Source organism: Bacteroides sp. Ga6A2, from assembly GCF_000702225.1.
GTDB lineage: Bacteria > Bacteroidota > Bacteroidia > Bacteroidales > Bacteroidaceae > Ga6A1.
In genome coordinates, this window is record NZ_JNKX01000007.1 from 145,305 (window position 1) to 170,906 (window position 25,602).

Annotated in this window: 13 protein-coding genes; 3 read left to right on the plus strand and 10 right to left on the minus strand. The window is 43.6% G+C overall.

Annotated features, from left to right (window positions below):
- Window positions 1-41 precede the first annotated feature (41 nt).
- From T538_RS0101490 to T538_RS0101525, 7 genes are all read right to left on the minus strand, one after another.
- A complete protein-coding gene (locus T538_RS0101490; protein ID WP_031535463.1) occupies window positions 42-2,138 on the minus strand; it encodes an alpha-glucuronidase family glycosyl hydrolase in 2,097 nt (698 codons plus the stop codon).
- 19 nt (window positions 2,139-2,157) lie between these two features.
- Window positions 2,158-3,183 carry a glycoside hydrolase family 43 protein gene (locus T538_RS0101495; RefSeq protein WP_031535465.1) on the minus strand — a complete coding sequence of 342 codons (1,026 nt, stop codon included), beginning with the start codon at window positions 3,181-3,183 and terminating at the stop codon, window positions 2,158-2,160.
- Window positions 3,184-3,202: 19 nt separating this feature from the next.
- Entirely contained in the window at window positions 3,203-4,597 is a 1,395-nt protein-coding gene (locus T538_RS0101500; RefSeq protein ID WP_031535466.1) for an MFS transporter, read from the minus strand.
- A gap of 328 nt (window positions 4,598-4,925) precedes the next feature.
- Window positions 4,926-7,400: an endo-1,4-beta-xylanase gene (locus T538_RS0101505; protein WP_081835043.1), complete on the minus strand. Its 2,475-nt coding sequence runs from the start codon at window positions 7,398-7,400 to the stop codon at window positions 4,926-4,928.
- Window positions 7,401-7,417: 17 nt separating this feature from the next.
- Window positions 7,418-8,812 (minus strand): glycan-binding surface protein, encoded by a 1,395-nt coding sequence (locus tag T538_RS0101510; protein WP_155992941.1) that lies wholly within the window; start codon window positions 8,810-8,812, stop codon window positions 7,418-7,420.
- A gap of 30 nt (window positions 8,813-8,842) precedes the next feature.
- Window positions 8,843-10,609 carry a RagB/SusD family nutrient uptake outer membrane protein gene (locus tag T538_RS0101520; RefSeq protein ID WP_081835044.1) on the minus strand — a complete coding sequence of 589 codons (1,767 nt, stop codon included), beginning with the start codon at window positions 10,607-10,609 and terminating at the stop codon, window positions 8,843-8,845.
- Window positions 10,610-10,621: 12 nt separating this feature from the next.
- On the minus strand, window positions 10,622-13,759 hold the full coding sequence (locus T538_RS0101525; protein WP_031535474.1) for a SusC/RagA family TonB-linked outer membrane protein: 3,138 nt from the start codon (window positions 13,757-13,759) through the stop codon (window positions 10,622-10,624).
- 218 nt (window positions 13,760-13,977) lie between these two features.
- Between T538_RS0101525 and T538_RS0101530 the strand changes: the two genes are divergently transcribed.
- The 3 genes from T538_RS0101530 to T538_RS0101540 all read left to right on the plus strand — a co-directional run bounded on the left by T538_RS0101530 (window position 13,978) and on the right by T538_RS0101540 (window position 17,729).
- Window positions 13,978-15,675, plus strand: coding sequence for a glycoside hydrolase family 43 protein (locus T538_RS0101530; protein ID WP_051655798.1), 1,698 nt, complete (start codon window positions 13,978-13,980; stop codon window positions 15,673-15,675).
- A complete protein-coding gene (locus T538_RS17495) occupies window positions 15,672-16,472 on the plus strand; it encodes a neutral zinc metallopeptidase (RefSeq protein ID WP_031535477.1) in 801 nt (266 codons plus the stop codon). The genes T538_RS0101530 and T538_RS17495 overlap by 4 nt, the downstream gene beginning before the upstream one ends.
- Window positions 16,473-17,249: 777 nt before the next feature.
- Entirely contained in the window at window positions 17,250-17,729 is a 480-nt protein-coding gene (locus T538_RS0101540; protein WP_155992943.1) for a hypothetical protein, read from the plus strand.
- Between the two features lie 53 nt (window positions 17,730-17,782).
- Here T538_RS0101540 and T538_RS0101545 read toward each other — a convergent pair whose 3' ends face one another.
- From T538_RS0101545 to T538_RS0101560, 3 genes are all read right to left on the minus strand, one after another.
- Complete coding sequence (locus tag T538_RS0101545) at window positions 17,783-20,974, minus strand: DUF4450 domain-containing protein (RefSeq protein ID WP_197025807.1); 3,192 nt, start codon at window positions 20,972-20,974, stop codon at window positions 17,783-17,785.
- Between the two features lie 242 nt (window positions 20,975-21,216).
- Complete coding sequence (locus T538_RS16900) at window positions 21,217-24,567, minus strand: TonB-dependent receptor (protein ID WP_034538725.1); 3,351 nt, start codon at window positions 24,565-24,567, stop codon at window positions 21,217-21,219.
- A gap of 124 nt (window positions 24,568-24,691) precedes the next feature.
- Window positions 24,692-25,597 carry a DNA/RNA non-specific endonuclease gene (locus tag T538_RS0101560; RefSeq protein WP_031535483.1) on the minus strand — a complete coding sequence of 302 codons (906 nt, stop codon included), beginning with the start codon at window positions 25,595-25,597 and terminating at the stop codon, window positions 24,692-24,694.
- Window positions 25,598-25,602 lie beyond the last annotated feature (5 nt).

Consider the following 25,602-nt stretch of genomic DNA (forward strand, 5'->3'; position numbering starts at 1 on the left):
GCTTTTTTTTTACTTCTCAAAAGAAATATCTTGCTTTTACATCAGTTATGATGCGACCATCTGAACTTTATCTGCTTGTATTCGTCGAGGTCCTTAACTGGACGTTCAACATCGCTTGGCAAAGGCATCTTGTTGTACTGCTGGAAATAAAGCAGACAGGCATCGCGCCACCAAACGGCATCGTGCGCCTGACGACGCAGTTTGCTCTGCACATGCTTGAATCTGTCGGCATCGACATATTTTTCAAGTCCGTCCCAAACAACCTGATAGTTTCTCACCTGCTTAACGCCCTTGTCGTACTTGTGGCAAAGCGCGCTCCACAAAGTCTCGCCGTTCTGCATCTTGTAATCCCAAGGCAGATGGTGGAACCACAACAGATACTCGTCGGGGCATGTGCTTACATTATCAAACAGAGTGCTGAGCGGTTCGTGATACTGGCTCACGGCATTTGTTCCCTTGCTGCTGCGGTCGAATCCGATACCATCTTCAGACGCCTTGTGATAGTAACTTGGCAGCCAGTCGGCTCTCGCTCCCGGAATCTCGCACCAAGGCTCAGGTCCGTAGTGATGCGTCCACGCAAACAGATGGTGTAAGCCGAGCGGCATCATGTAGTTAACCACGGCTTCGCGACTGTCCATCATTATCGATTCAACCTTCTGAACAAATTCCTTGTCGGTAGTGAATGTCTGTGCAATCCACTCCTCGGCAATGTCCTTACTGTCGAGATTGCAGTTCCAAGCCAATCGGCCGAAAGCATACCAGTTGCTCTGCGCAAAAATGTGTCCGCACCAGTTTGTGTCGCGTCCAACGTTTGCAACGCCGGCAATGGCTGTGTATTTCTGAGGATATGTCTTGCCGTCGGTCACTCTGGCGATGGTTGTTCCCTCGCCTTTCTGATAAGTGTCGCTCATCAGACATTCCTGCCACATCGGAGCAAGATAGCACAATTGGAAACTGTGTCCAAGATACTCCTGAGTAATCTGGAACTCAATCATCGTCTGTGTCTTCTTCAGCGCACCGAAAAGCGGACTGAACGGCTCGCGCGGCTGAAAGTCGATTGGACCGTTCTTTATCTGAATGATAACGTTGTCGCGGAACTGTCCGTCGAGTGGCATAAACTCCTGATAAGCCTGCTTTGCTCTGTCGCTGTCGTCTGACTTGTAGACGAAGGCGCGCCACATCACAATTCCGCCGTGAGGCTTGAGCACATCGGCAAGCATGTTCGCTCCGTCGGCATGTGTACGACCGAAATCCTGCGGACCGGGCAGTCCTTCGGAATTAGCCTTCACAAGGAATCCGCCGAAATCAGGAATCAGTTTGTAGATTTCATCAGCCTTTTTCTTCCACCATTTTTTTACATCAGCATTCAGAGGGTCGGATGTAGGCAGACCTCCGAGTTCTTTTGGCGACGAAAAGTTTATTGATATATAAACCTTCATGCCGTAAGGGCGCAAAACATCGGCAATCTTACACACATGGTCTATGTATGGCTTGCTCAACATCTTTGGCGATGCGTTCACGTTGTTCACAACCGTTCCGTTTATGCCGACTGAAGCATTTGCCCTTCCGTATTCCTGCCAGAGTTTTGCATCATCGTCGGTAAAGGTTGGCTCAGCCTCATTGTCATGCCAGAAGATTGAATGTCCGGCATATCCGCGTTCAACCGTTCCGTCGAGATTATCCCAATGATTCAGAATTCTGTGCTGATAGACTGGCGATTCTGACACCTTGAACCACGACATATCGGCAGGCAACTTGCCTGTCTGCTGCAATCGCAAGAGATGGAACACACCATACAAAATGCCCGCATCGGTCTGCGAACTTATCTTGATGTGCTTTTCTTGTTTTGCCTTGTTCACCGTCTCGATTGTGAAGGCATCGGGCGAAAGTTGCTGAACCTTACCGTTCTTGCTCTTCTGTTTCTTGTTCGGCTTTGCAACAACAAGACTTACAGGCATTCCCTTCCAGCCTTTCTGCAACTCCTCTACGGCAAGATTTATGGTCTTGCTGTCGCGGTTCACCGTTATGTCTACATGGCGCACATCCTGATTGTAGCGCAACCAAAGAGAATGTCCGTCCTCTGCTTTTGCACAGAGAACGGAGAATAAAAATGCTAATGTAAAAAAGGCTTTTCTCATATTTTTAATGCAATTCTGCTTATCCTTGAATAGTCTTTATCGTACCATCCTCGTTGTATTCAAGTTCAACGACTTTTAGTGAGCGAAGGCTGTTCACACCGCCCGAAGGAGCTGAGTCGTGATGGAAAAGATACCACTTGCCCTTGAACTCTATTATTGAATGGTGAGTTGTCCAGCCAGCCTTTACCGGAGTAAGAACTACTCCCTTGTAAGTGAATGGTCCGTAAGGATTATCGCCGATTGCATAGCAAATCATGTGAGTATCACCTGTTGAATAAGAGAAATAATACTTTCCATTGTACTTGTGCATCCACGAAGCCTCGAAGAAACGATGCGGATCGTCTGCCTTCAAAGGCTTGCCGTCCTCACCGAGGATAACGACTGGTTTTGGCGCTTCTGCAAAACCAAGCATATCGTCAGCAAGAAGGGCTACTCGCGATGGCAATGCATCAGTCTCTGATTTCTTTGCAGGTACGATAGGCTCAGAATCTCCAGGAGGTGGAGCAGCAACGCCCGACTCGTTAAATGCAATCTTATTGTCCTTATACCACTGAAGCTGACCGCCCCAGATACCACCGAAGTAGAAGTAGTACTTTCCATCCTCATCCTTGAACACAGCATAGTCAATTGAGTATGAACCATGCATAGGATCTTTCAACGGAATAAACGGACCTTCTGGCTTATCAGCCACAGCAATACCTGTGCGGAAAATTTCGGTCTTATCCTTTGCAGGGAAGTACATGAAGTATTTGCCGTTCTTCTCCTGAACATCATTGTCCCAAAGCTGATGGCTTGCCCAAGGAATATCCTTCAGGTCGAGAATACAACCATGATCAACGAGTTCTTTCTCGCCACGGCATACAGCCTCGAGGTCATCAGTAGAGAACACATGATAATCTTTCATCTCATACTCTGCGCCAGAATCGTCGTCACCAACGCCTGCATCCCAGTCATGAGATGGATATATATATACTCTGCCGTTCCAAACATGAACAGACGGGTCAGCCATATAGTCTTTTGGCCAAAGATACTTTGCTGTTTTCATATTAATTATTTTACTGTTATTACGCTTTATGTCCTTCTTCAATTTCGCGATTCATTTCGTCAAGTTTCTCATCTGTAAGAGGATACTTGTAGATAAGGAATCCTACAACAATCAGAAGAATTGCAGGAATAATGCAAGTAAACCAAAGAATTGCATTCTGTGCAGTCGCTGAATATTGATTCAGCTTTGTATAATATACATTTACAGGCGCGCTGATGAATGATGCAAGGAACACAACAACAAAGATGCTGAGCACAAGCTGAAGGCACTTGTTTGCCTTAAACTCTGCGAACATCTCACCGTACGAAACTGGTTTCGCTGGGGTCGTAGCAATTCTTTCCTTACAACCAACAAAACAATATAGCAGAAGGAAAAAGCCAACGATAGCAAAAACGGTTGTAACAGTAAACCACGCATTAGGTGCAATAGGCAAAGCCGATTCCTCGCTTGCCAAGTCAAAGCCAATCATTCCCATTACCAATGGAGTAATCCAACCTGCAATTGAGAATCCAGCCTTGAAGGCTACACCTGCAAGAGCGTTTACAGTTGCAGCAGGTCTGTTTCCTGTACGATACTCAGCCTCTGTAATCACCTCAGGAACAAGAGCCCACATCAAAGAGCCAACAAGAAGTCCTACACCAGTCATTACCTTTGCAGTCTGTACGAGCGTATTGCAATTCTCAACATCAAAGAATTTACCAACGGTAAACAGAATGCAAAATCCAACAAAGCCGATTACAAGAAGCAAGTAATAGAGTCCCTTCTTGCCAAGCCAGTTCTTCAGCATTGGCAAAGATGGCAGAATAACGAAAGCCGGAATTGTACCACTAGCCATAAATGTTGCCTGAGGCCAGTCGATAACTGTATGAGCAACAATAGCAAGACCTATAGGAAAACCAGCCTGAACAACTATCTGACCAATATTAGCACATACCATTCGTGTTGATGTAAGTTTGAGCACCTCATCGTTATCACGGGTCATACTTGCCATAATTGAGCCGTAAGGTATATTCACGACTGAATAAATCATACTAAGAACAGTATAGCTGACTGTAGCATATACAATCTTCATTGTTGATGACCATTCTGCAGCCTGTGGAAGCATCAGCAAGCAAGCTGCAACGGTAAGAGGAATACCGCCATAAAGGAGATATGCACGATACTTGCCCAGTTTAGGATTTCGGTTGTCGATATATCGTCCAACTACAGGACTCCAGAAGCAGTCAATTAGTCGAACAGAGAGGATAAGTCCGCTTACAAAGGCTGGACTGATCTTTAAAACTGTAGTAAGGTAGAGCATTAAGTAACATGCCACCGTCTGGAAAATCAGATTCTGCGCAAGGTCGCCCGAACCGTAACCAATGCGCTGAGCCCATGAAAGCTTGTAAAAGCCATTTGTTTCGTTGTTTGCCATTTTGTATAAAGAAAAATGATTAAGAAACAAGCCGAAAAAGACATTCAACCTGCCTCGATTATATTTATTATTTAATTTATTTTTTGCATTAAAGGTTATCGCCTTACTAATCAAAGCACCACAATACTTAATGTATTTTTTATGTAAACAAATGTTTTTTATGGTTATACATCAGCCACAAAAGTAACAAAATATTTGTAATATCAACTATATATTTAAACATTTTTTCAAAACTTATTGTAAAAAATACAATAACCACCCTTAAAAACAAAAAGAGGGATGTTACAAAACACCCCTCTTACGTTACTTGAGATTTTATTTATTCTTCTTAATATGCAGAAGTTCCTGCTAATTCATCAAAGCCTCTGCATACGCCCAAATATGCGTGCTTTCTTTGATAGTCTTCGTCGAACAGACTTCTGTGACGGTTATAAGCCTTACCTCCCTGCTCAACATCAGAGTCTGTCAGCATCCACATATACACACCATACTGGTTTCTCTGGTTAATGATCGTACGATAACAGTTTATTACATGCTCATACATCTCAGCCTGAGCAGCAAGCTGTGCCACAGACGGCAAGTAATCAGATTCAATCTGAACATCAAGCTCACCAATTCTAATCAGGAACGGATCTTCAGAACCTGTACCTGTACAATATGTACTATTAAGCTCTTTAAACAACTCTGTAACCTGATTCAAAAGCTCTGCCTGAGTATGAATCTCAGTTGAACAAACCAGATGCAGCTCAAGGCTCAAACCATCTATCAATTTCTGTCCTTCATATGCCTGCAATCTGTTTATAAATTGATTAAGACGATCAAACTTTTTTTCATTATGAACCAAGTTGCCTTCAGAAACAAATAACTTAGCCTTACTGTTGTTTGCCTTCAAGACATTCCTTGCATACGTAAAGGCATTGAAAATGAAGTCCTCCTTCATATAGTCGCCCCAATAGAATTCACCATTTCCAACAGACAAGCCCTTAGAATCAAGATAGGTTGATGATGTTGAAGTTTGATTATCTGAAACAATATGCTGAACAACGTCCCAACCATCAACCTTATCATATCTATTCATCATATTCTCAATATGTGTCTTCATGATGCCTGAAAGTTTGGCGGCCTTCATCGCATCATCGTAAGAACTTACATAGTTTGGAAGACGAGTAGACTTGGCACTTGACGGTTCGTCTAATGGTGTCAGCGTTACATCATCAAGATAGAATGTTGTTGCAGTCTTTGCAAACTTAAAGTTCATAGAACCGATGTCCGAACTCAATGCAGTAAAATCCCAAACTTGTTTTTCCCATATTGTAGAAAGAACATAGCTCTGCTGGCCTTCAGCAGGAGACTGAGCACTTGCCGGGCTCTTGTCTGCCGACTTGTTTGATGTACTGAATTCAACGATTGCATTATTGACATCTGCACGCGCATAGAATGTCAGACGGTATCTCTGTCCCATAACAAGCGTCTTGTTATCAGTAAACATAGCATTTACCGTAACATCGCCAGCGCTGTTATAACTTGCAGTATTAACAATCTTCAAGCAATTGCCTCCAGAGATTGAGTTGTCATTTCCATTGATTGACTTTCCAAGCTCCATTCTTGCAACAGACTCACGGTTTTCAACGAACGACCAATTATATGTCTTTTCGTTACCATCGAAATATGAGTTTGCGATATAGTTCGGACCATCAGCAGAAGTTCCTCCAGAAACTTTCAAAACCAAGTTATCGAAATATACATAACTATTTGGCGCTTCTGTTATATCAAACACAATACGAACAGCAGGAACTGGTGAAGAATAATCAGAAACAGTACCATCTGGCAAAAGGTCGCGGAACGTAATCTGCTTCCAATCATTAGTCAATCTAATTTCTGAAGTATATGCAGAAGTACCACCTGACGCAGGAACAAGACCATTAAGACCATTTTTCACACCAAGAATCCTAACTCTCATTTTTGCAGTCTGCCCTGTCAGCGAATATCCTTTCACATAGAATGAAAATGACAGTTTACCTGTATTAGGTACAGGTACATAATCACTTACAACCTGCGCAACATCCGTTGCATCACCCTGTTCCCAACCTTCTGTTGAAGCCCAAAGACATGCCTTATTTTCTGATTTCACACAGTCGTCACCATCTGTGATTTCCAAAGACTGAACACCAACATTGAAGTACGAATCGCTTACGTTTGATGAGAAAGACCATCCGTCATTGTAATGCTCACGATCCTTGCCATACAACTGGTAATCTTCCAAATTGAAACTATATGAGAAATCATACTCATTCTCGTTGCCAGATACATTGATATAGTTTGTCTCCTCACTTGGACTAACCTTGTCTGCAATGGCATTCTGAAGGAACTCAACATTTTGGAACTGATTTGAAATCAAACAATGTCCAAAAATGCTCAATCCATTATCTATCGCAGCATTATACAGAGCATCAGGCATATCATAGTTGTAAGTACCGTTTATATCGGTAACAACATTACACAACGCAAACTCTGTGCTTGGCTGAATTGAGTTGAAATTGTCATTTACAGTCTCAGCATATTTAGTATTTTCAACATACGAAGAGCCTAAGACTGAAACACCCAAGTGGAAGTCAGACGATGCATTGGCTGCATAACTCTTCAAAGGCTGACACTGTGCTACCAACTTTTCTGTTTCCTGAGGAATTTCACTTTTAGAGATAGGGGTATATGGGTTATACCATTCCATCTTCTCATCGTAGCATGACTGCAACGCTATTGCTGCGAAAGCTGAAACGAAACCTACTTTTAAATACTTATTCATAATATGCCCTCCTCTATTTAATTATATTCATTATCGCGTCCATATACTTTATCTTTAGATACAGTCAAAGGAACGACACGAATATTGTCAATATAAGGTGTTATCGTGGTCATCTTAGCCTTAAACTCAACAGAAACACCATTTAATACATTTGTCTGATCTACATTCTCGAAATAGATTCCCCAAACCGGACTTTCGATAGATGCCAATATCTTACGGATTTCACCGAATGTCTTGCCCTGGAAATCAGTAATAGTACTGAACGGCATGGTAACAGTAAACCAACTACCCTTTGCAAATCCCTTACTGAAATCATCAGTCTTACCTGACACCCAAGGGGCATAAGTCATCTTGTAGTTTCCATAGTTAATATCGAATACAACATCAATATTTCCTGAATTCCATTCCTGCGGACACATTACATTAAACTGCAACGCAACATCTGTTGAATACAATTCATCCAATTCGCTTGGCAGATTATTGAAGGCCTCAAGCTTCTCAAATACATAAATATTTCTGCGTGAAGCTGTAGTGTCACTGATATAAGTAGAATTAGAATTCATCACATAATAATGACCGTCATTCGTACCGTCTTCATTTCCTGACGCTTCATCTGTCATAGTACATTCCGAAGCATCAAACTTAGAGTTGTTGAAAGCAGAAGAACCCTCTTCGAAATTCTCCAACAAGCCCCTACGATAGTTGAAATATGCAGGTGTTTCGCATACTCCATTTCCATCATGGTCGGCATTTATAATAATAGCACCCTGATGCTTGTTATTCTCTGCAGTACGGGTATCAAAATTTGCAGGCACTTTCACCCTTACATACGTACCTTTCTCATCATCACTATACAAATTATCCCCACCATCAGCATATACGGTACTTATATCTGCACCCGGAAATTGTACATAAGCAACGTTCTGCAGATTTTCGCCATAAATAGTAATCCACTCATTTGGCTGTGGCATACTGTTTGAAATATCATGCACGACAGGGGCAGCACGACGAATCTTCAACGCCTTTTTTGCCTTTATTGCTTCATTTTCCTTAACAAGAACAATCCAATTCTTGTTATTCACTTGGTCATTCACCTGTTCAATTGGAGTATTCTCGTCAATTGTAACAAGCATAGAGTTGTTTGTCAGATACTGCAAATTGAAATATGTATCATAACCGTTTACATATACATGCTTTACACCAACAAAACCAGTACCGGTAAGGCGTATTGTCTCACCCAAACGCGCATAATCAGTAGACACATCCGTCGTACCATTAGCAGAAGCATGCAAATAATGTATCTGGCTGATGCTTATAGTAGAATCTCCGTTCTCATACTTAAACAAATCTTTGTTACAAGATGTAAGTATAATCGACGCAGACAATGCGATCAAGAAAAACTTTGATTTCATTGTTAATATATTTAGAATATTAAACTTCATTTAGTTACCACTACCTAAAACAGTACTCTGATAAGCAGACATCAGCAGAGCCTCATAAGAAGCAATTTCCTTCTCCAATGACTTGATTTCAGGGTACGATATTGCATCACCGCTCAAGTATGGATTCTGAGTTACCTCAGACTCTGGATAAGGCAAGAGGAAGTTGAAGTTATCAGCTGTTACACCAACAACACCGATTGTCTTTGTCTTGTCAATCTCATATCTCAACTCCTGTGTACGATAGTAGTACTGATATGTACGGTTCTGATCACCCAAAATGTAGTTGATTGTATTTGAACGATCGTAGTATGACCATGCAAGCAAATCGTACCAATATCTTCCCTCCAAAGCGAACTCAAGTCTGCGCTCTCTCAGCAAGGTTGTCATATCTACAGATGTCAGTTTCTCACCATTATGGGCACGAGAATAAACATCATTAAAGAAGTCAAGAGGAGTCTTCTTAATCTTAGTATCGCTAACGCCCTGTGTTCTACTTGTAAGAACGTCTGTTGTACTTGTAATAGATGCTTCTGCATAGTTCAGATATACCTCAGCCAAACGAAGCATATATGTGTTAAGACCTGAGTTGTTCTCGTAACTCACACCATTATCCTCGTAAGAACCAACGATACCCTTCTTTGCATTTGCACGATATATCATATCGCTCAAGTTCTGAGTTCTATCAAAAGTCAAGCCACCATATATCTTGCATATTTCAGAATATGTATCCTTATAGCTGAACCATGTTGAATGTAAGCGAAGGTCATCATTTGAATATGACCTTATCATATCAGCAGATGCGTAAATATCACTACCCTCGGCAACCTGACCAGCAACGATAGCGGTAGAATAGCCCAACCAATTCTGATGAGTATTTGATGTTCCGTAAGCATACACACCCGGAACCCACTGCAAAGCGAACAAACTCTCACTATTGTTATTATTATCTGTAGTGAACAGATCCTTGTAGTTCTGCTGAAGCGACAAACCACTAATCTTGATTACAGCAAAAGCAGCAAACTTTGCATATTCCAAATAGGTTGCATCGCGGAACTTCTGGTTATATGTTGCAGGATTAGCATAATCATGAGCTGCCTTATATCCTGCATATACCAAGAAGAAACGTGACAACATACCAAGAGCAGAATAGCGAGTTACACGACCGGCATTATTCTGGGTTCTTGGCAAATGGCATGCCGCAAATTCCATATCTGCAAGGGCATATTTAAATACATCCTCCTGCTTAACCTTCTGAATCAAAGGAGTCATGATGATTGCAGCATTATCCTCGATAATCGGCACATCACCCCAACATGATGCAAGATACCAATATGCCAAACCACGCATAAATCTTGCTTCAGCAATATATCTTTGCTTTACTTCACTTGGAATAGTGCTTGCCGAATACTCATCTATCTTCTTAATCATCATACTTGACTGATTAACGACATTGTACAATGAGTTCCAGCCTTCGTCAATAGCACCACTACTTGAAATATCAGAAATGTTATTGAACGGAGCAAGATATTTGTCGTATGGTCCCCACAAGTTGTTTGCGAAACCATCTCCGACAGCGTGATAGAAATGTCTGTTAAAATCGAACCAAGCCGTATTATACAAACCTCCGGTAAGCGCAGCCAAGTCCGCCTCGTCCTTGTAGAACTCTTCATCGACCAGACGATCAGAAGGCTCTTTCTCGAGGAAATCGCAGCTTGCAAACGAAACGGCAAACAATGCGAAAAATACAGGTATATACTTAAATTTCATACAATCAAACTTTTAGAATGTTAAACTAAGACCTGCAGTGAATACACGAGCCGATGGATATCGACCGTAATCAACTCCCTGCAACAAGGCATCTGAACCGTAGCAACCTACCTCTGGATCATATCCCTTATACTTTGTGAATGTGTAAACATTCTGAAGATTGACGTAAACTCGGGCTGCCTCGGCACTGAACTTACGAGTAATCTTTCGAGGGAAAGTATAACCAAATGATATATTCTGAATACGGATATAAGAACCGTCTTCGATATATCTGTTACTCATACGATTGTTTGTATTAGCGTTTGTTGCGCTCAAACGATACATGTGCTCATCACCACCAGAAAGTGTTGCCTCACTACCTGTACCCTTAACTACAGGATAGTCGAGAGCAGACTTGAACAAATTTGTAGTCTGAGAAGGCTCCTCGCTCCAGCGACGAACATAGTTAAGCACATCGTTTCCATAAGAGCCGTTCAAATAGATTGTGAAATCCCAGTTCTTATAAGCAAACGTATTTCCGAAACCGAATGTAAATAATGGATTTGGATCACCGATGAATGTCTGGTCGTTTGCGTTGATTACGCCATCGCCATTAACATCCTCGAAGATGTAGTCGCCCAACCAAACACTATTTTCGCTAATTGCTGTACCCTCTGGACGTGGCACTTCCTTAATCTTGCCAGAAGCATCCTTATAATAGAAGTCTGTCATGTTGTTGAAACGACCGATAACCTTGTATCCATAGAACTGACCGATAGGCTGACCAACAACAGTACGAGTTACAACTGTTGACACACCGTTAGGGTCTGTCATGGTACGGTCTACAACACCGCTCTGGATATTCAACTCGCTAACCTCATTCTTGTTCATTGAGAAGACGATATTACTCTTCCAAGAGAAGCCCTTCTTATCGTAGTTGATGGTATTGATAGTTGCCTCAATACCCTTATTTATAAGGGAACCTACGTTTGCCCAAGGAGCCTCCATAGATCCACTACCTGTTGTACCCATATAAGCAGGCAAAGCCAACTCAAGCAACAGGTTCTTTGTCTTCTTATAGTAAACATCAAATACAAGTTCTACTCGGTTCTTGAACATATTCAAGTCGAAACCGGCATTGGCAGCATATGTTGTCTCCCAAGTAAGGTCTTCGTTACCCATGTTCATATAATTCAAACCACCACCCCAGTTGTTAGTAATAGCCTTCATCGTTGAAGCGAAAGCCCATTGCTCAACATTCTGGTTACCTACAGCACCATAACCAAGACGAAGTTTCAAGCTGTTGATAAACTTGAAATCCTTCATGAACTTCTCGTTAGAAACCTTCCATCCAAACGCACCTGAAGGGAACATACCCCACTGGTGACCCTTTGCAAACTGTGAAGATCCATCCTCACGTATTGTAGCAGTAAGCAAGTAACGGTCGTCGTAAGAATAGAACGCACGTCCGAAGAAAGAAAGGATAGAGTTGTCGTATGAATGGTTGCTGTTCAAAGCAGTTGTAGCATTACCGGCATCGAGGTCATGCGCAATGTTTGAAAGGAATCCGCTTCGTGTACCGCCCAAATACTCGTAGTTGGTATTACTCATCTCATGACCAACCATGATGTTAATTGAGTGAACTTTATCAATAAGGTTCTGATAAGTTGCAACGTTTCTCCAGCAATAGTACTCAGAAGTTGCCTTTGAACGAGTAGATGTACGCTGGTCGTTTGTAACCGTACCAAACTCGTAAGAAGGAAGATAATAATATGTACTTGCTACAGAGTAGTCGAATGAGAACTCAGTCTTGAATGAAAGACGATCCTTTACAATAGAAAGGTCGACATACACATCACCTCTCAAGTCAGCAATTTTCTTCTTGTTTTCAGTAAGACTTGCCAGACCAATCGGGTTACTCTGTACATCCTTGTTACTCAATGATGTATGAGGACCATCGTAAGTACCGTCAGCCTTAAAGATTGATACGTTTGGAGTCTGACGCAAAGAAGTAAGGATTACGTCATTATCGCAACCAACCTTCTGGCGGGCATCACTTACGGCGAAGTTCATACCTACCTTAGCCCAGTCCTTAACCAAACAGTCGACATTTGAACGAAGGGAGAAACGTGTAAATGCAGAACCGCGTGCAATACCTTCCTGATCAAGGAAACCAGCACCAAGCGCGAAGTTAGAACGCTCAGTACCACCGGTAGCACCAATATTATGCGATGTTATAAGCGCATTCTGAAACAATGCATCCTGCCAGTTTGTACCATCACCAAGATCCTTTGCGCTTACAAAGTTATCATCGAAGCTTGTAAGACCCAACTTGGCCAAAGTATTCTGGTGAGCTGCATACTCCTGCAAGTTCAGCAAATCTAACTTCTTTGGCATCTGCTGAACACCGCCGTAACCATCGTAAGTGATATGTGCATCACCCTTTGTACCACGGCGAGTAGAGACAAGAATTACACCATTTGCAGCTCGTGAACCATAGATAGCTGTAGCAGAAGCATCCTTCAGCACGTCCATAGAGACAATATCGCTTGGGTTGATGGTTGACAGAGGGTTATCATTAACACCTTCGGTTGAGCCATCAACAACGACACCATCAATAACAAAGATTGGCTGACATGTTGCATTCAGAGAGTTGATTCCTCGGATACGAATTGCAGAACCTGCACCCGGAGAACCGCTATTCATCTGTACCTGCACACCAGCAGCTCTACCCTGAAGTACCTGATCGATAGATGTTGCCACAGATTTCTTAATAGCCTCGTTAGATACAGACACAACGGAACCGGTAAGGTCACTTCGTTTCATCTGTCCGTAACCAACGACAACGACTTCGTTCAAGACCTTAGAGTCATCACGCAACACAATGTTGATGTTATGACGGCCGGCAACAGACACGAGTCGCGGCTCGTATCCGACGAACGAAATTTTCAAACTGGCGTTAGCTGGCACCTTCAAAGTATAATTACCGTTAAAGTCGGTGATAGTACCATTTGTCGTACCAGTCTGTACGACGTTAGCACCAATAATAGCTTCACCGGCATTATCCTTAACGGTACCACGCACTGTAATAGTCTGCGCAGCTGCCCACAAAGGCAACATGCAGAGTAAAAACAATAGCCCAAAAGGCTTTAACATCATGGTGTATTTCATACCGAAATATTAATTTTAAGAACTACAGCTCATAATTTTTACGAGCATAGAACATGCTTTTGGGGACAAAAATATAAAAAACCTTTTTTAAATACAAATTTATCTCTTGGAAAAGTATATATTTGCAGTAAAATATTTTATATGCTATTTCTAAATACCTTATATTATATTTACCAAGTATTTAAGGAGTTTTCATCATAATAAATATATTAAAAATCATGAAATTCATAAGAGTTGCAGCATTTTGTTCACTACTTTTTGCCTATGGTCATTGCTTTTCGCAGGAAAAAGCCGTTTTCTCTAACTTTTTCTACCACAACGATGACAAAACAATAGAGTACGACCCAAACGAGGAATATCTGAATCCGGTAATCAGAGGATTCTATCCCGATCCGAGCGTTTGCAGAAGAGGCGAAGACTTCTATCTTGTAAACTCTTCGTTTGCATATTATCCGGGAATTCCGATATGGCACAGCACCGACCTCGTAAACTGGAAGCAACTCGGATATGTCCTGAACAGAAAGTCGCAACTCAACATCAAGGACTTGAGAATGTCGCGCGCCGTATATGCTCCCGATATTCAGTTCAACGAGCACAACAATACGTTCTACGTTGTTTATACAACCGTCGATATGGGCGGAAACTTCTATGTCAAGACCACAAATCCGAAGTACAATCATTGGAGCGACCCTATTCCGCTGCCTGAGGTTGGCGGCATCGACCCTTCGTTCTTCTTCGACATTGACGGAAAGGCGTATATCGTGAACAACGACGCACCTTCCTACCCTGCCGAGTACGACGGCCATCGAGCAATATGGATTCACGAGTTTGACGTAAAGACCGGCAAGGTTGTGAAAGGCACAAGCAAGGTAATCATAGACAAAGGAACGAATCCGGAGAAGAAACCAATCTGGATTGAAGGACCGCATCTTTACAGAGTAAACAACAAATACTATCTGATGGCAGCCGAAGGAGGAACAGCAGAGGCTCACTCTGAAGTTATTTTCTCGGCAGACAGCGTGATGGGACCTTACAAGCAATGCCCTATCAACCCGATATTAACCCAAAGAAATCTGCCGGCAGGAAGAAAAGATGCTGTAACATGCACAGGTCATGCCGACCTTATTCAAGACATAAACGGCAACTGGTTTTCAGTATTCCTCGGATGCCGCCCGTACAAAGACGACTTCTACAATACCGGAAGAGAGACATTCCTGCTGCCTGTAACATGGAACGACGAGCAGCCGATAATCCTGAAAGAAGGCGAAAGCGTTCCGCTGAAACTGAAAAAGGGAATGTTGCGCCCGGAAAACCGCGATCTTACCGGCAACTGCGACGACTTCATGGCAAACAAACTCTCTAATCAGTGGAACTTTATCAGAACTCCGCAAGAGCCGGCAAACAGTTGGTATCAGGTTGGCGGCGGAAAGCTGAGAATAACGCCGCGCCCTGTTACGCTCGACAGTTACGGAAATCCGTCGTTCATTGGCGAGCGCGTAATCAGCAAAGAATACACAGCCACCGTACACCTCGACTATCTGCCTCTGAAAGAAGGCGAATTTGCAGGAATGGCTTGCTTCTACAACGACGAGCACTTCTATACTCTCGGAAAGACAGTAAACAGCAAGGGCAAGATGGTTATCAGACTGAGCGGGCGAAACAAAGACAAGACTTTTTCGGAAGAACAACTGATTCCGAACAAGAAGAAACTGTCGGAACTTGTGCTGAAGGTAAAGCAAGTTGGCGACAAGATGCAGTTCAGTTATTTCTTTCAGGAAGCAAAGGCTGAAAACAAGATAGAAATGAAATTCAGCGAGCAGGATGCAACCGTTCTGAGCACTAAAGTTGCAGGCGGATTTACGGGCGCATACATAGGTATGTACGCATCGACCACCGACAAAGACATGAACAAATGAAAAGAAAGTATTACTACTTTTTGACTGCGGCAATCATCATTGGCGGCTGCTTCCTTGCCAAAAGCCAATGGGACAAGCAGAACACCGAATCGACAGAAAGAATAAGATTCGAGACAACAAAAGAAGAGGATAAGACCGTAAGGTTTATAAAAGACAATATTGCACGTACGACCGATTTCTGGTTGTACGTGCTTTCTGATAGCTTTCCGAAATACAGAGAGCCTAACCTTATTATATATAAGGGCGAGGTGGAATGCCGCAAATCGTCAAAGGGAGAGACGCATACCGGAATCTTCTACTCGGCAGCCGACAGCACAATATACTTCGACATGGCATATCTTGAATTTCTGCATAAGCAAAGCGGCATAAGGCAAGATTTCATAACCACCTATCTTGTGGCACATTGTGTAAGTCATCACGTTCAGAATATTCTTGGAATAAGCAGTTACATAAACGAACTGGGCACGAGAATGGACGAGGAAAGAAAAGCACTTCTCGAAGAACGTTTTGAGTTGCAAGCCGACTGCATGGCAGAGATGTTCATAAATAGAGACAATCTGTACGGCGATGTGGACGAAAGCATCAAACTTGACAATATGCGAACCCTTCGCCATACATCACGCAAATGGGAAGAAATCAAGCCCGAAAAGTGCATCTTCGAAGACAGCCATACCATTACATCGCCAGAGATGGTTATGTTCTGGATGAAAAAGGCCGATGAAAATCCTACGCTTTCAAGCACAAATACCTTTCATTCGGTAAACATAGATATCACATCCATTTTATGCCGAAAGTGAATCATAAATTTGAGAATTGAAATTTGAAAGTTGAAAGATAACTGACAATTCTTTCCTACGCGGCTTCCATTGTGAATTGGATTTTTCAACTTTCAAGTTCCAAAATTCAAAAACATTGTCCCAAGTTTTCTGCTTGCTTACCACTTGCTATCCCCTTACTCCCCCATTCATTGTCAATTGTTCACTGCAATTGTGAATTGGGATTTACGGCTTACTTCCCCGAACCTTCCACGTAACTTGAACGTAACTTGAACGTACCTTCCCCGTAGCTACAACGTAGCTTGAACGTATCTTCCCCGTAGCTACTCCAAATCTTCCGGCTTGTTACTCCCTTACTATTTCCTTACTATCCCGTACCTTGAGCATACCTTTCGGTTTGCTATCCCGTATCTTCCCCGTACCTACACCCTTGTTTTCCCCTTACTATCTCCTTAATAAATTCAAAATAGCGTATTCAACGGAAAAATCCCATATCGTTAATTACTACGATATGGGATTTTTCCCTTCATTGTCCATTGTGAATTAAAAAAGTTTTTTCAATTCTCAACTAAAATAATTGTCAACTGACAATTGTCAATTAAATAGCTTTTTCAACTTTCAAGTCTTAACTTTTTAAGTAATGATTCGTTTTTTTTGCATATTATTACAGAATTATGCCGAACTCGCATAATAAATATAGACGATTACGCAATAAAAGCATATAAAAATATTGCCATAAAATTAAAAAAGACTATCTTTGCAGTATTACATAATATAGAAAATCCACGCGCTATGAACATGAAAGTCTTTATATTAGCATTACTTTTGATGGGCAGCCTCAACGTGTTTGGACAGACAACACAAAAGAGAGTCGGAACCATCCACAAGCAAATAGAAGGAATTATCGGAGACCACTACAGATTTCCACAATTCACGGTCGAAACAGAAGCAAAGAAAAGCGTGTACTTCATCAACGACGACCTGCAATGGGAAAAGACCGACGGTCTGTTTCTCGTAGTAAACACTCAATGGTACAGCACATCGCCTTTCTACAAGAACTTCACAGAATACACATGCAAGTTCCAGAAAGGCAACATTCAAATTACCATCGATATGTCCAAGGACAGATACATGTACATTCACAATTTCTTCCATGCCGACAACGACAACGTAATTCATCGTTCGGAAAACATGGGCGGCGAATGGAAGCCAATCGGCAAGGACGACATCGGAAAGATGGTTAAAGAAATTAAAGACCTTTATACAAAGAGAAAATAAGACAACAAAGAAAAATCTCCACAAATGCGAATTGCTTTTGTGGAGATTTTCTTTTATCTCTGTAATGTTACACCCATCAGACCAATTACGACATCGTTTGCAAGAGTCTCGACTTCGAGATAATCAAGTTCTTTTGACATATCAAGAGGCATATCGAGCAATACCGCCGCGCCGCCCTCTACGAGCAAGACTGTTGAGTTGATGTCTCGCGCCAGATGATTGGTTACATAGCCAGTCTTCAGGCAAAGGCGATAGAGTGTTGGGGCATTTCGGTCGAACGCTTTTCCGTCTTCAAAATAAGCCTGGTCGATTGAAGGCCAGTTTGTAGGATTTACCAGATACATTCTCTGCTTTGAGCCATCTTTGTAGACAACGGTTACCACTCCATTTTCGATGCGGCTCTGCATTGGATTGGTACTTCCTGCCATCATCAGATAGGCGTGTTCGGCAAAGCCTGAGAGTTGCACCCGTCCCTTATCAGGATAATTGTCGAAGAGCGTTGTGTACAAAATATTCTTTCCGCTTGATGGCGTGAGCCACTTCCAGCCCTTGTCGGTTACGAACAATCCGTTTTTCGACATTGCGCGCAATCCGCTGTCATCAACGTCGAATTTTCTGTCGGGATGTCGCCAGTCGCCCAAACCACTTATCGGAATCTGAAGCGTTGTGTATGGCGGACGCGGTTTAAGATACTTGTTCTTAAAAATGTCCGTAACATTAGCGTTGAAACAACCCGACATATCAACAGGTTCGAGAGTTGCGACGTTCATCTCGTCGAAAGCCTCGGGCTTGACCATTCGCGTTACCTTCTGTCGGACTTCGACATCAACCGGAATCCACCAGTTTTGATAGCCTTGCTGAGCCTGAATGAAGAACGTGTGATGACCTTCGGGAACATTCTGCTCTATCTCGCCTTTGAAACTGCTTCGAGTCAATCGTTCCGAACCGCCGAAAATCTGTTCCGGGTCGTAGCATCTGAGCCAATCGACGTGCAATTCAGAAGGATTTTTGAGCGTTGCGAACGAGCCGGGACCCTGCAATCCGAGCGAAAGCATATTGGCAAAAAGTTCCTCGCCTTCCTGTCCTCTAAGTTCAACATTACATTTCTTTCCGGGTTTCAGAACAACCTTGAAGACCATGTAAGGCTTCTGAACGCTGTTTGGGTCAACATAGCAGTCTTTCTGAACCTTTCCGTTCACCTTTATCTCGACAGCCGAATACTTCAGCGGCAGACGCCACTCTACGGTATCGACAGCCATTATGTTGTGCATTATTGTGTATCGCTCCACGCTTCCGTCGCGACGATAGTCGAACGTGATGTCGGGAGTCTTGAGGCTTGCAAACTGCCAGTCGGTTGGAATCTGCGGCTTCATGTGCAGGCATCTCTTCAACGCATCAGGCGCAATTCCATATAAGCCCTCGACCACCGTGCGAGCCGTTGTTGCCACAGCATCGCCATAATCGCGCGCAAACTCGCCGCGCGCCTGGTCGAGATAACTGATGTAACCAACGTTTCCCGGGCATCTGCCAAGATACATAATATCTATGATTGCCGACTTGAAGAGTTTGAAGCCCTCGTTTGCTCTGCCCGACTGGAAATAAGCCAGCGCAGCATTCATGCTTTCGGCTGTCATCACGTTGTTTACGCTCCACGCGTAAGGCATCCAATTTGTTGTCGACACATCGGCATAATCTCCGCGATTCACCTCGGCGTCCATCGGAGTGTTGCCAACCGATTGTACAGGAATGTGCGGAATCTCAGAATCGATATATCGTGTTGACTGATAAGACTGGAATGTTGTATTCAGTCCGCAGTCAATAGGCTGATATATGCTCCACAATCCTGCACTTTTGTGCAACATTCGGTGCCCCATCAGGTCTTCGTACTCTGCCCAATGTCCGCAATCCGAAACCCAGAGGCGGTTATGCATTGCACGCTTTATCAGTTCAGCCTCCTGACGGTATGCCGTACCATCCTTTCCGAGCATCTTTGCAAGTTCCGAAGCAAAAAGGAAAGCCTTGTAGTTGTTAGCCGACGAGTATGTAACTGCTCCTCCATTGTAATAAATTCCGGGACTGGAATTCATCGTTGCGTACGAATCGTACAAGCCATCGAAATCGGGGTCGAAATTGCTTTTTTCCCATTTCAGATGGTTTTCTATTACAGGCCACATTTTTTTCGCCATCTCCTTGTCGCCTGTCCATCTGATATGCGAGATCAGACCATCGATAAACGACTCGTTGTTGTTGTATATTCGCATGTCGTCTCTTCGGCGCGGAACGCTACAAATGTATCCGTTGCTATAAATTGGCAATCCCCACTCCATTCGGCTCGAACTCATGCCTCTTTCGGGGTCTTGCGTTGGATGGAAAAGTTTCTGTTTTACATCAACCACCTGACTAGATGCGTAGTTGCTGTAATGAATTCTCGATCGCTCGTGCCAGCCAAGCATATCGCCAACGTAGGCGGTTCTCATGCCCGGATGCTGAATACACCAGTCCATCGGCGTGTGTCGCCAAACCGAACCTGTCCACAAAGCCTCGCCTGCCGCCATCAGCACGCCGCCAAGATTGTTTATGAACACATCGGGAGTCTTTATCTCGAACTGCGAAACGAGTTTGTGCCGTTCCTCCTCGGCTTTTTCATAAGCCAAGACAGCCTCGTTGTCACGCGGAACCACAATCTGATAGTTGCGAAGAAGAAGATATACTTTTCCGCTTTGCAGATATATTTGCTGATGCTGGATTGGAGGCGATTTCAAGTCGGGTTCGAAGACATCGGGCTTCTCTCCGCCCAAATCGCCGTTGTGCTGCAATTCCTTTCCTCGAATCTCGCGAACGTAGGCATACAGAAGGATATCCGATGGTATGTTCTTGAACTCAATCTTCATTACAGCTTCTTCCGACTTGTAATTAGCAATTACATTTATGTCGATTGTTCCGCCGTTCCAGTTTCTGTCCTTCAGATGATACGAACGCTTTCCTGGAGTGAAACGCGACTCGCAGTAGTCAACCGAGTCAAGATACACCACTCCGCCGCTATGCTTGCGCAGATAGAACTGAATGTTTCGCTGTACGTTTTTAGAATATATTGCAAAAACCGGGAAATCTGAAGTCTCAAGTCGCCATGAGTCGTGCGAGCCATACAAAGGACGCGTATATCGGTTTTTACCGTTTATGCTTACAAAGCTTTCTCCGTCGGGAAGGTAGTTCAGTTTTCGCGGTACGCTTGAAAGCCCAACCATTTGTTGAGCATTTACCCCTGCACTTACAAGGAAAGAGCAGGCAAGAAGTATCACTTTCAAAATATTCATCGGAAAATAGCTATCACAAAGCGAGTGCAAAGATAACCATAAAAAATGGAAAAACTACACCAAAAAATCAAATATCCAAACAATAAAGTCTAATAAAACAAAAATTACTACAAAACGCAAAAAGGCTACCTCTATGCGAAGTAGCCTTTGTATTAGCGTATATGTATTCTTGATTAGAATGTATACTTCAAACCAATCTGACCTCTCCAGCGAGAGTAATAGTCAGAGTATGAATGCATGTTGTAGTCGCCGTCGTGCAAGAACTGGAACTGACCGTTCTTAGCATAAGTAACAGGGCTGTAGTATGAAGCACTACCTGCTGCTGAAGAATAGCGTCCCCACTCCTTGTTGAACATGTTACCGATGTTAAGCACATCGAATGTAAGTTCGAACTTGTGAACATACTTGCCTGTGTTGAACTTGAAGCCCTGAGCAAAGTGGAAGTCGAAGTGATGCTCGAACGGATCGTTTGCAGCATAACGCTCAAAGTACTCGCCACGATGCTTGCTCAAATAGTCGTCGCTTGCAAGCCACTGCTTCATGTTTGCCTTCTGCTGCTCCTCAGAATATGCAGAAGTAGCCTTGAAGCTCATCTGATCAATCTGAGCATCAGTTGGGATGAACATCAAGTCGTTGCCATCAGCACCATCGCCGTTGAGGTCGCCATAGTAGTAAACTGAGTATGGAGCACCAGTTGAACCTGTATAGATAAGACCTACAGTTGTGTTCCAATGCTTAGCATATTCCTTGTTGTAGAATGCAGAGATTACAATCTTGTGAGGAATGTTGTATGCGCTGTAGCCAAGCTCTGGCTCGTTAGAATTTCCATGAGTATAGTTGTAACGGAAGTTAGACTGAGCAACAGAGTTTGTACCGCTGTTTACAGACTTAGACTGAGTGTAAGTATAAGCTGCGCTCAAGTCAAGACCGAATGCGAAGCTCTTTGCAGCCTTCAAAGACAAACTGTATGAATAGCCCTGTGAAGTGTTGCCAAGATGGTAGATGTTTGTGATATTTGCAGCCTTAGCACCAGCAAGAGCCTTTGTAGTCTGACGAGCAAACATCGGACGATTGTCGAATGACAATGAAGGATAAGTCTCAGCCACAGTCTTGCCGTTCAAATCGTATGCAAGGTTGCGGTAAACAACATCGTTAAGAGTCTTTGAGTAGATTCCGTCGAATGTCCAGTCGATGCCAGCAGCACGGAAGTCGAAACCGAGGCTGAAACGTGCATTCTGTGAGAAACGGAAGTTCTTGTCGAATACATTGATAAGCTGTGAACCTGATGCCTGCATAACCTCAGCATTAGGTTGCTGGTCATTTGGATCCCATCTAAGAGTCAAGCCATCGATACCAGAATTTGTACTATAACTTTTAAGCTGAATACCAGTGTTAGAGATATTGTTGCTCAACCAAACGAATGGAATACGGCCAGTGAAGACACCAGCACCACCACGAAGAACATACTTGCTTGCATCGTCAAGCTTCCAACGGAAACCAATACGAGGGCTCCACATTGGCGCGCTGCTCATCTTCTGGTTTGTCTTGCAATCCCAACGCTGTCTAATCTGGTCAGTCTCGTACCACTGACGGTCGTAAGCATTTGCAGCCTCAATATCGCCTGAGTTATAAGCCTGAGCAGCCAAATTGCTGTAGTTTTCAGCAATTTTGCCGTACTTGTCGTACATTGACTTTGCATAGTTGTTGAATATTGGGTTCTCTGTTGGAGTGTCGAAGCACAATGGAACGTCAGCACGCAATCCGTAAGTAAGCTGGAAGTTGTCTGTTACATCCCACTTGTCCTGAACATAGAAGCCAAGCTGACCTGCACCAAATTCAGCAGCCCAGCGAGGGTCGCCAGTTAGCTCCTCGTTTGCACAAGTATAGTAGTACTGCTTCAACTTAGTGTAGTCGCCATTAGCAAATCCGTAGAAATCCTCTGGACTGTTGAAGTAGTAGCATCCGTAGTAATTCTGAATAAACAGGTTCTTGAAATTGTAGAACTCGTTGTGAGTACCGAAGGTGAATGTGTGATTTCCCTTGTAAAGTGTAAAGTTATCGGTGAATGTGTAAGTATCCTGATCGAGCGCGTTAGCTGCTGATGAATACTCAGTACCAGTTGTGAAAGTTCCGTTTCCAACGCCCGAAATCTGAATCATCGGAGCGGCAGCGATTGGATCGCGGTGGTCGCGAACGCGAACGTATGACACACGCAACTCATTTGCTACGCTCTGGCTAAAGCGGCTCTGCAACTCGGCAGTAAACGTATTTGTGTTTGAAACGAAGTCGTACTGCTGGTCGGCAGCCTTAAATGTAGAAGCGTTGCTACCGCCGTTAAGCTGCTTTGCATCGTTCAAGCGCCAGCTAACCATAGCCTTGTGCTTGTCGTTGATGTTCCAGTCGAGCTTCAAGCCTGCCTTTGTTGACTTCTGATAGATATCAGGATTTGCAAGCGATGGAGTATAGTTAAAGCCCTTCTGATTTGCGTTTTTTGTAATGAAACTCATAATCTCGTCAACAACAGCCCATCCGTCTTTTCCGTTTGTTCCAGATGGAGTAAGCTTAGATGCGCTTGAACGGTATCCGTACTTATTAGGATAAGTCTTGTTAGCCTTCTCGAAATTTGCAAAGAAGAACAACTTGTCCTTGATTATCGGACCGCCGATTGTAGCACCAAAGTGATACTCGTTCTGTTTCTCGTACTTCTCACTGTTCTTTCCACTCATCATCTTATATGTTTTACCGATGAGTTTTTGGTTGTTCCAGTCGCCGTAGAGAGAGCCGTGGAACTCGTTTGTACCTGACTTAGTGATAGCGTTGATAGAACCTCCGGTGAAACCAGACTGACGAACATCGAACGGAGCAACATTAACCTGAATCTGGTCGATCGTCTCAAGTGAGATAGGCTGAGAACCTGCCTGACCACCGTTCTGACCGTTTGATGTAAGACCGAACACATCGTTGTTCATTGCACCATCAACCTGGAAACTGTTGTAACGGTTGCTTGCGCCAGCAAAAGTCATGGCACCGCTCTGGCTCACGTTAATCTGAGGATTCAGACGTGTGATGTCGGCAATACTGTGGCTGATAGAAGGCATGTTCTGAATCTGCTTTGCGTTGATGCTCATTGCAGCACCAGTCTTGTTAGCATCGAGTCCAGAACGACCAACAACAACAATCTCGTTAAGCTCCTTAGAGTCTTCCTTCAGGTTGACCTTCAGAGTCAAAGCCTCTCCCAACTGCAAGTAGAGTTCGTTGTACACCTTGGTTTCGTAACCAACATACGAAATCTCCACCTTGTATGGACCACCGGCACGCATACCCTGAATGTCGAAACGACCGTTCAGGTTGGTTGTCGTACCATAGTGTGTTCCAGAAGGAACGTGTACAGCCTGAATGGTTGCGCCAATAACAGCCTCTCCTTCAGTTGTAACTTTTCCGGTAATGCCCGAAGTTGTAACCTGTGCCACCGCACTTACAACGCAAAAAAGCATTACGCCCAAAAACGACAGAAATCTTTTCATTTTTACCTTAATTTGTTTACGTTACTTTTATAGTATCTTTATTCGCTACAAAGATATTACATATATACATATCAAACAAAAAAGCGTTGGATTTTTTTTCGAATCCAACGCCTTTTTATACGTATTACATTCCGTTCCAATCGCTCAATGTATATGCCTTCTCCACAAAATTCTCAATCCAATCGGGAACGTTGCAGAAGAAATCGATGCCAGTACGCTCCTCGAGTTCGTCGACAGAACATACCGAACTGCGACGCAACTCCTTCAGAAACGAACTGCTTGTGTTGGCATAGTCCTTGTGCTCCATCCAGAAGCCGATAGCCTTTGCCGTGCCGTCTGCCGATAGCGACAAAACCGCTATGTAGTAATACTTTGGTACAACCATGTCGATGCGGTTTCCGTTTGTGGTGCGAAGCGATACCGAGCCATTGATGCGGTCGTCGATAGTGCCTCCCTTAACTACATAGAGCGTGTCGCCGGCACTACAACTGCGTCCCCAGTCGCGAACGCGGTCTTCAATCTCGCCCCAATATTCGCTGTTGAAGTTGCCGTTCATAGGCGACATATTGGTCATGTAGAACGTCTGGACGTTTGCCTCGCGCGAGTAGAGTCGCTCTGCCGAGCCAACAAGATGGCCGCGGTTGTATCCCTTGAAAGTCTGAATATCAATCTGATACTGCGGCTGGCTGTTATAATAAGGGTCTGCGCCCCACTCGTCTGAACGACCAACTTTCTGCTTGTTGAGATAGTTGTCGTAGCGATATGCCACCCACTGCGAATGGTTGGCAGACTTGTTCCACTCAAGAGCGTAGTTCAGCTCGCCGTCGCCCGTGTAATGAGTTATGTAGTCGTTGCCATTGTTGAGTGCCGGAATCTCCCATCTGCGGGCAGAAGGGTCGGCACTCTTGTTGGCATTTACATTAACATCTGACTTCTCGATGCTCGTCTTCCTCACATCGTCATCATCTCCACACGACACCATCGCCACAGCAAGGAATGCGAGCGGGAGGAGCAGATATTTAGCTTTCATAACTT

Coding starts and splice junctions, on each gene's coding strand:
- T538_RS0101490 (WP_031535463.1), bottom strand. CDS start 2,138: ATGAGAAAAGCCTTTTTTACATTAGCATTTTTATTCTCCGTTCTCTGT.
- T538_RS0101495 (WP_031535465.1), bottom strand. CDS start 3,183: ATGAAAACAGCAAAGTATCTTTGGCCAAAAGACTATATGGCTGACCCG.
- T538_RS0101500 (WP_031535466.1), bottom strand. CDS start 4,597: ATGGCAAACAACGAAACAAATGGCTTTTACAAGCTTTCATGGGCTCAG.
- T538_RS0101505 (WP_081835043.1), bottom strand. CDS start 7,400: ATGAATAAGTATTTAAAAGTAGGTTTCGTTTCAGCTTTCGCAGCAATA.
- T538_RS0101510 (WP_155992941.1), bottom strand. CDS start 8,812: ATGAAATCAAAGTTTTTCTTGATCGCATTGTCTGCGTCGATTATACTT.
- T538_RS0101520 (WP_081835044.1), bottom strand. CDS start 10,609: ATGAAATTTAAGTATATACCTGTATTTTTCGCATTGTTTGCCGTTTCG.
- T538_RS0101525 (WP_031535474.1), bottom strand. CDS start 13,759: ATGAAATACACCATGATGTTAAAGCCTTTTGGGCTATTGTTTTTACTC.
- T538_RS0101530 (WP_051655798.1), top strand. CDS start 13,978: ATGAAATTCATAAGAGTTGCAGCATTTTGTTCACTACTTTTTGCCTAT.
- T538_RS17495 (WP_031535477.1), top strand. CDS start 15,672: ATGAAAAGAAAGTATTACTACTTTTTGACTGCGGCAATCATCATTGGC.
- T538_RS0101540 (WP_155992943.1), top strand. CDS start 17,250: ATGAAAGTCTTTATATTAGCATTACTTTTGATGGGCAGCCTCAACGTG.
- T538_RS0101545 (WP_197025807.1), bottom strand. CDS start 20,974: ATGGTTGGGCTTTCAAGCGTACCGCGAAAACTGAACTACCTTCCCGAC.
- T538_RS16900 (WP_034538725.1), bottom strand. CDS start 24,567: ATGAAAAGATTTCTGTCGTTTTTGGGCGTAATGCTTTTTTGCGTTGTA.
- T538_RS0101560 (WP_031535483.1), bottom strand. CDS start 25,597: ATGAAAGCTAAATATCTGCTCCTCCCGCTCGCATTCCTTGCTGTGGCG.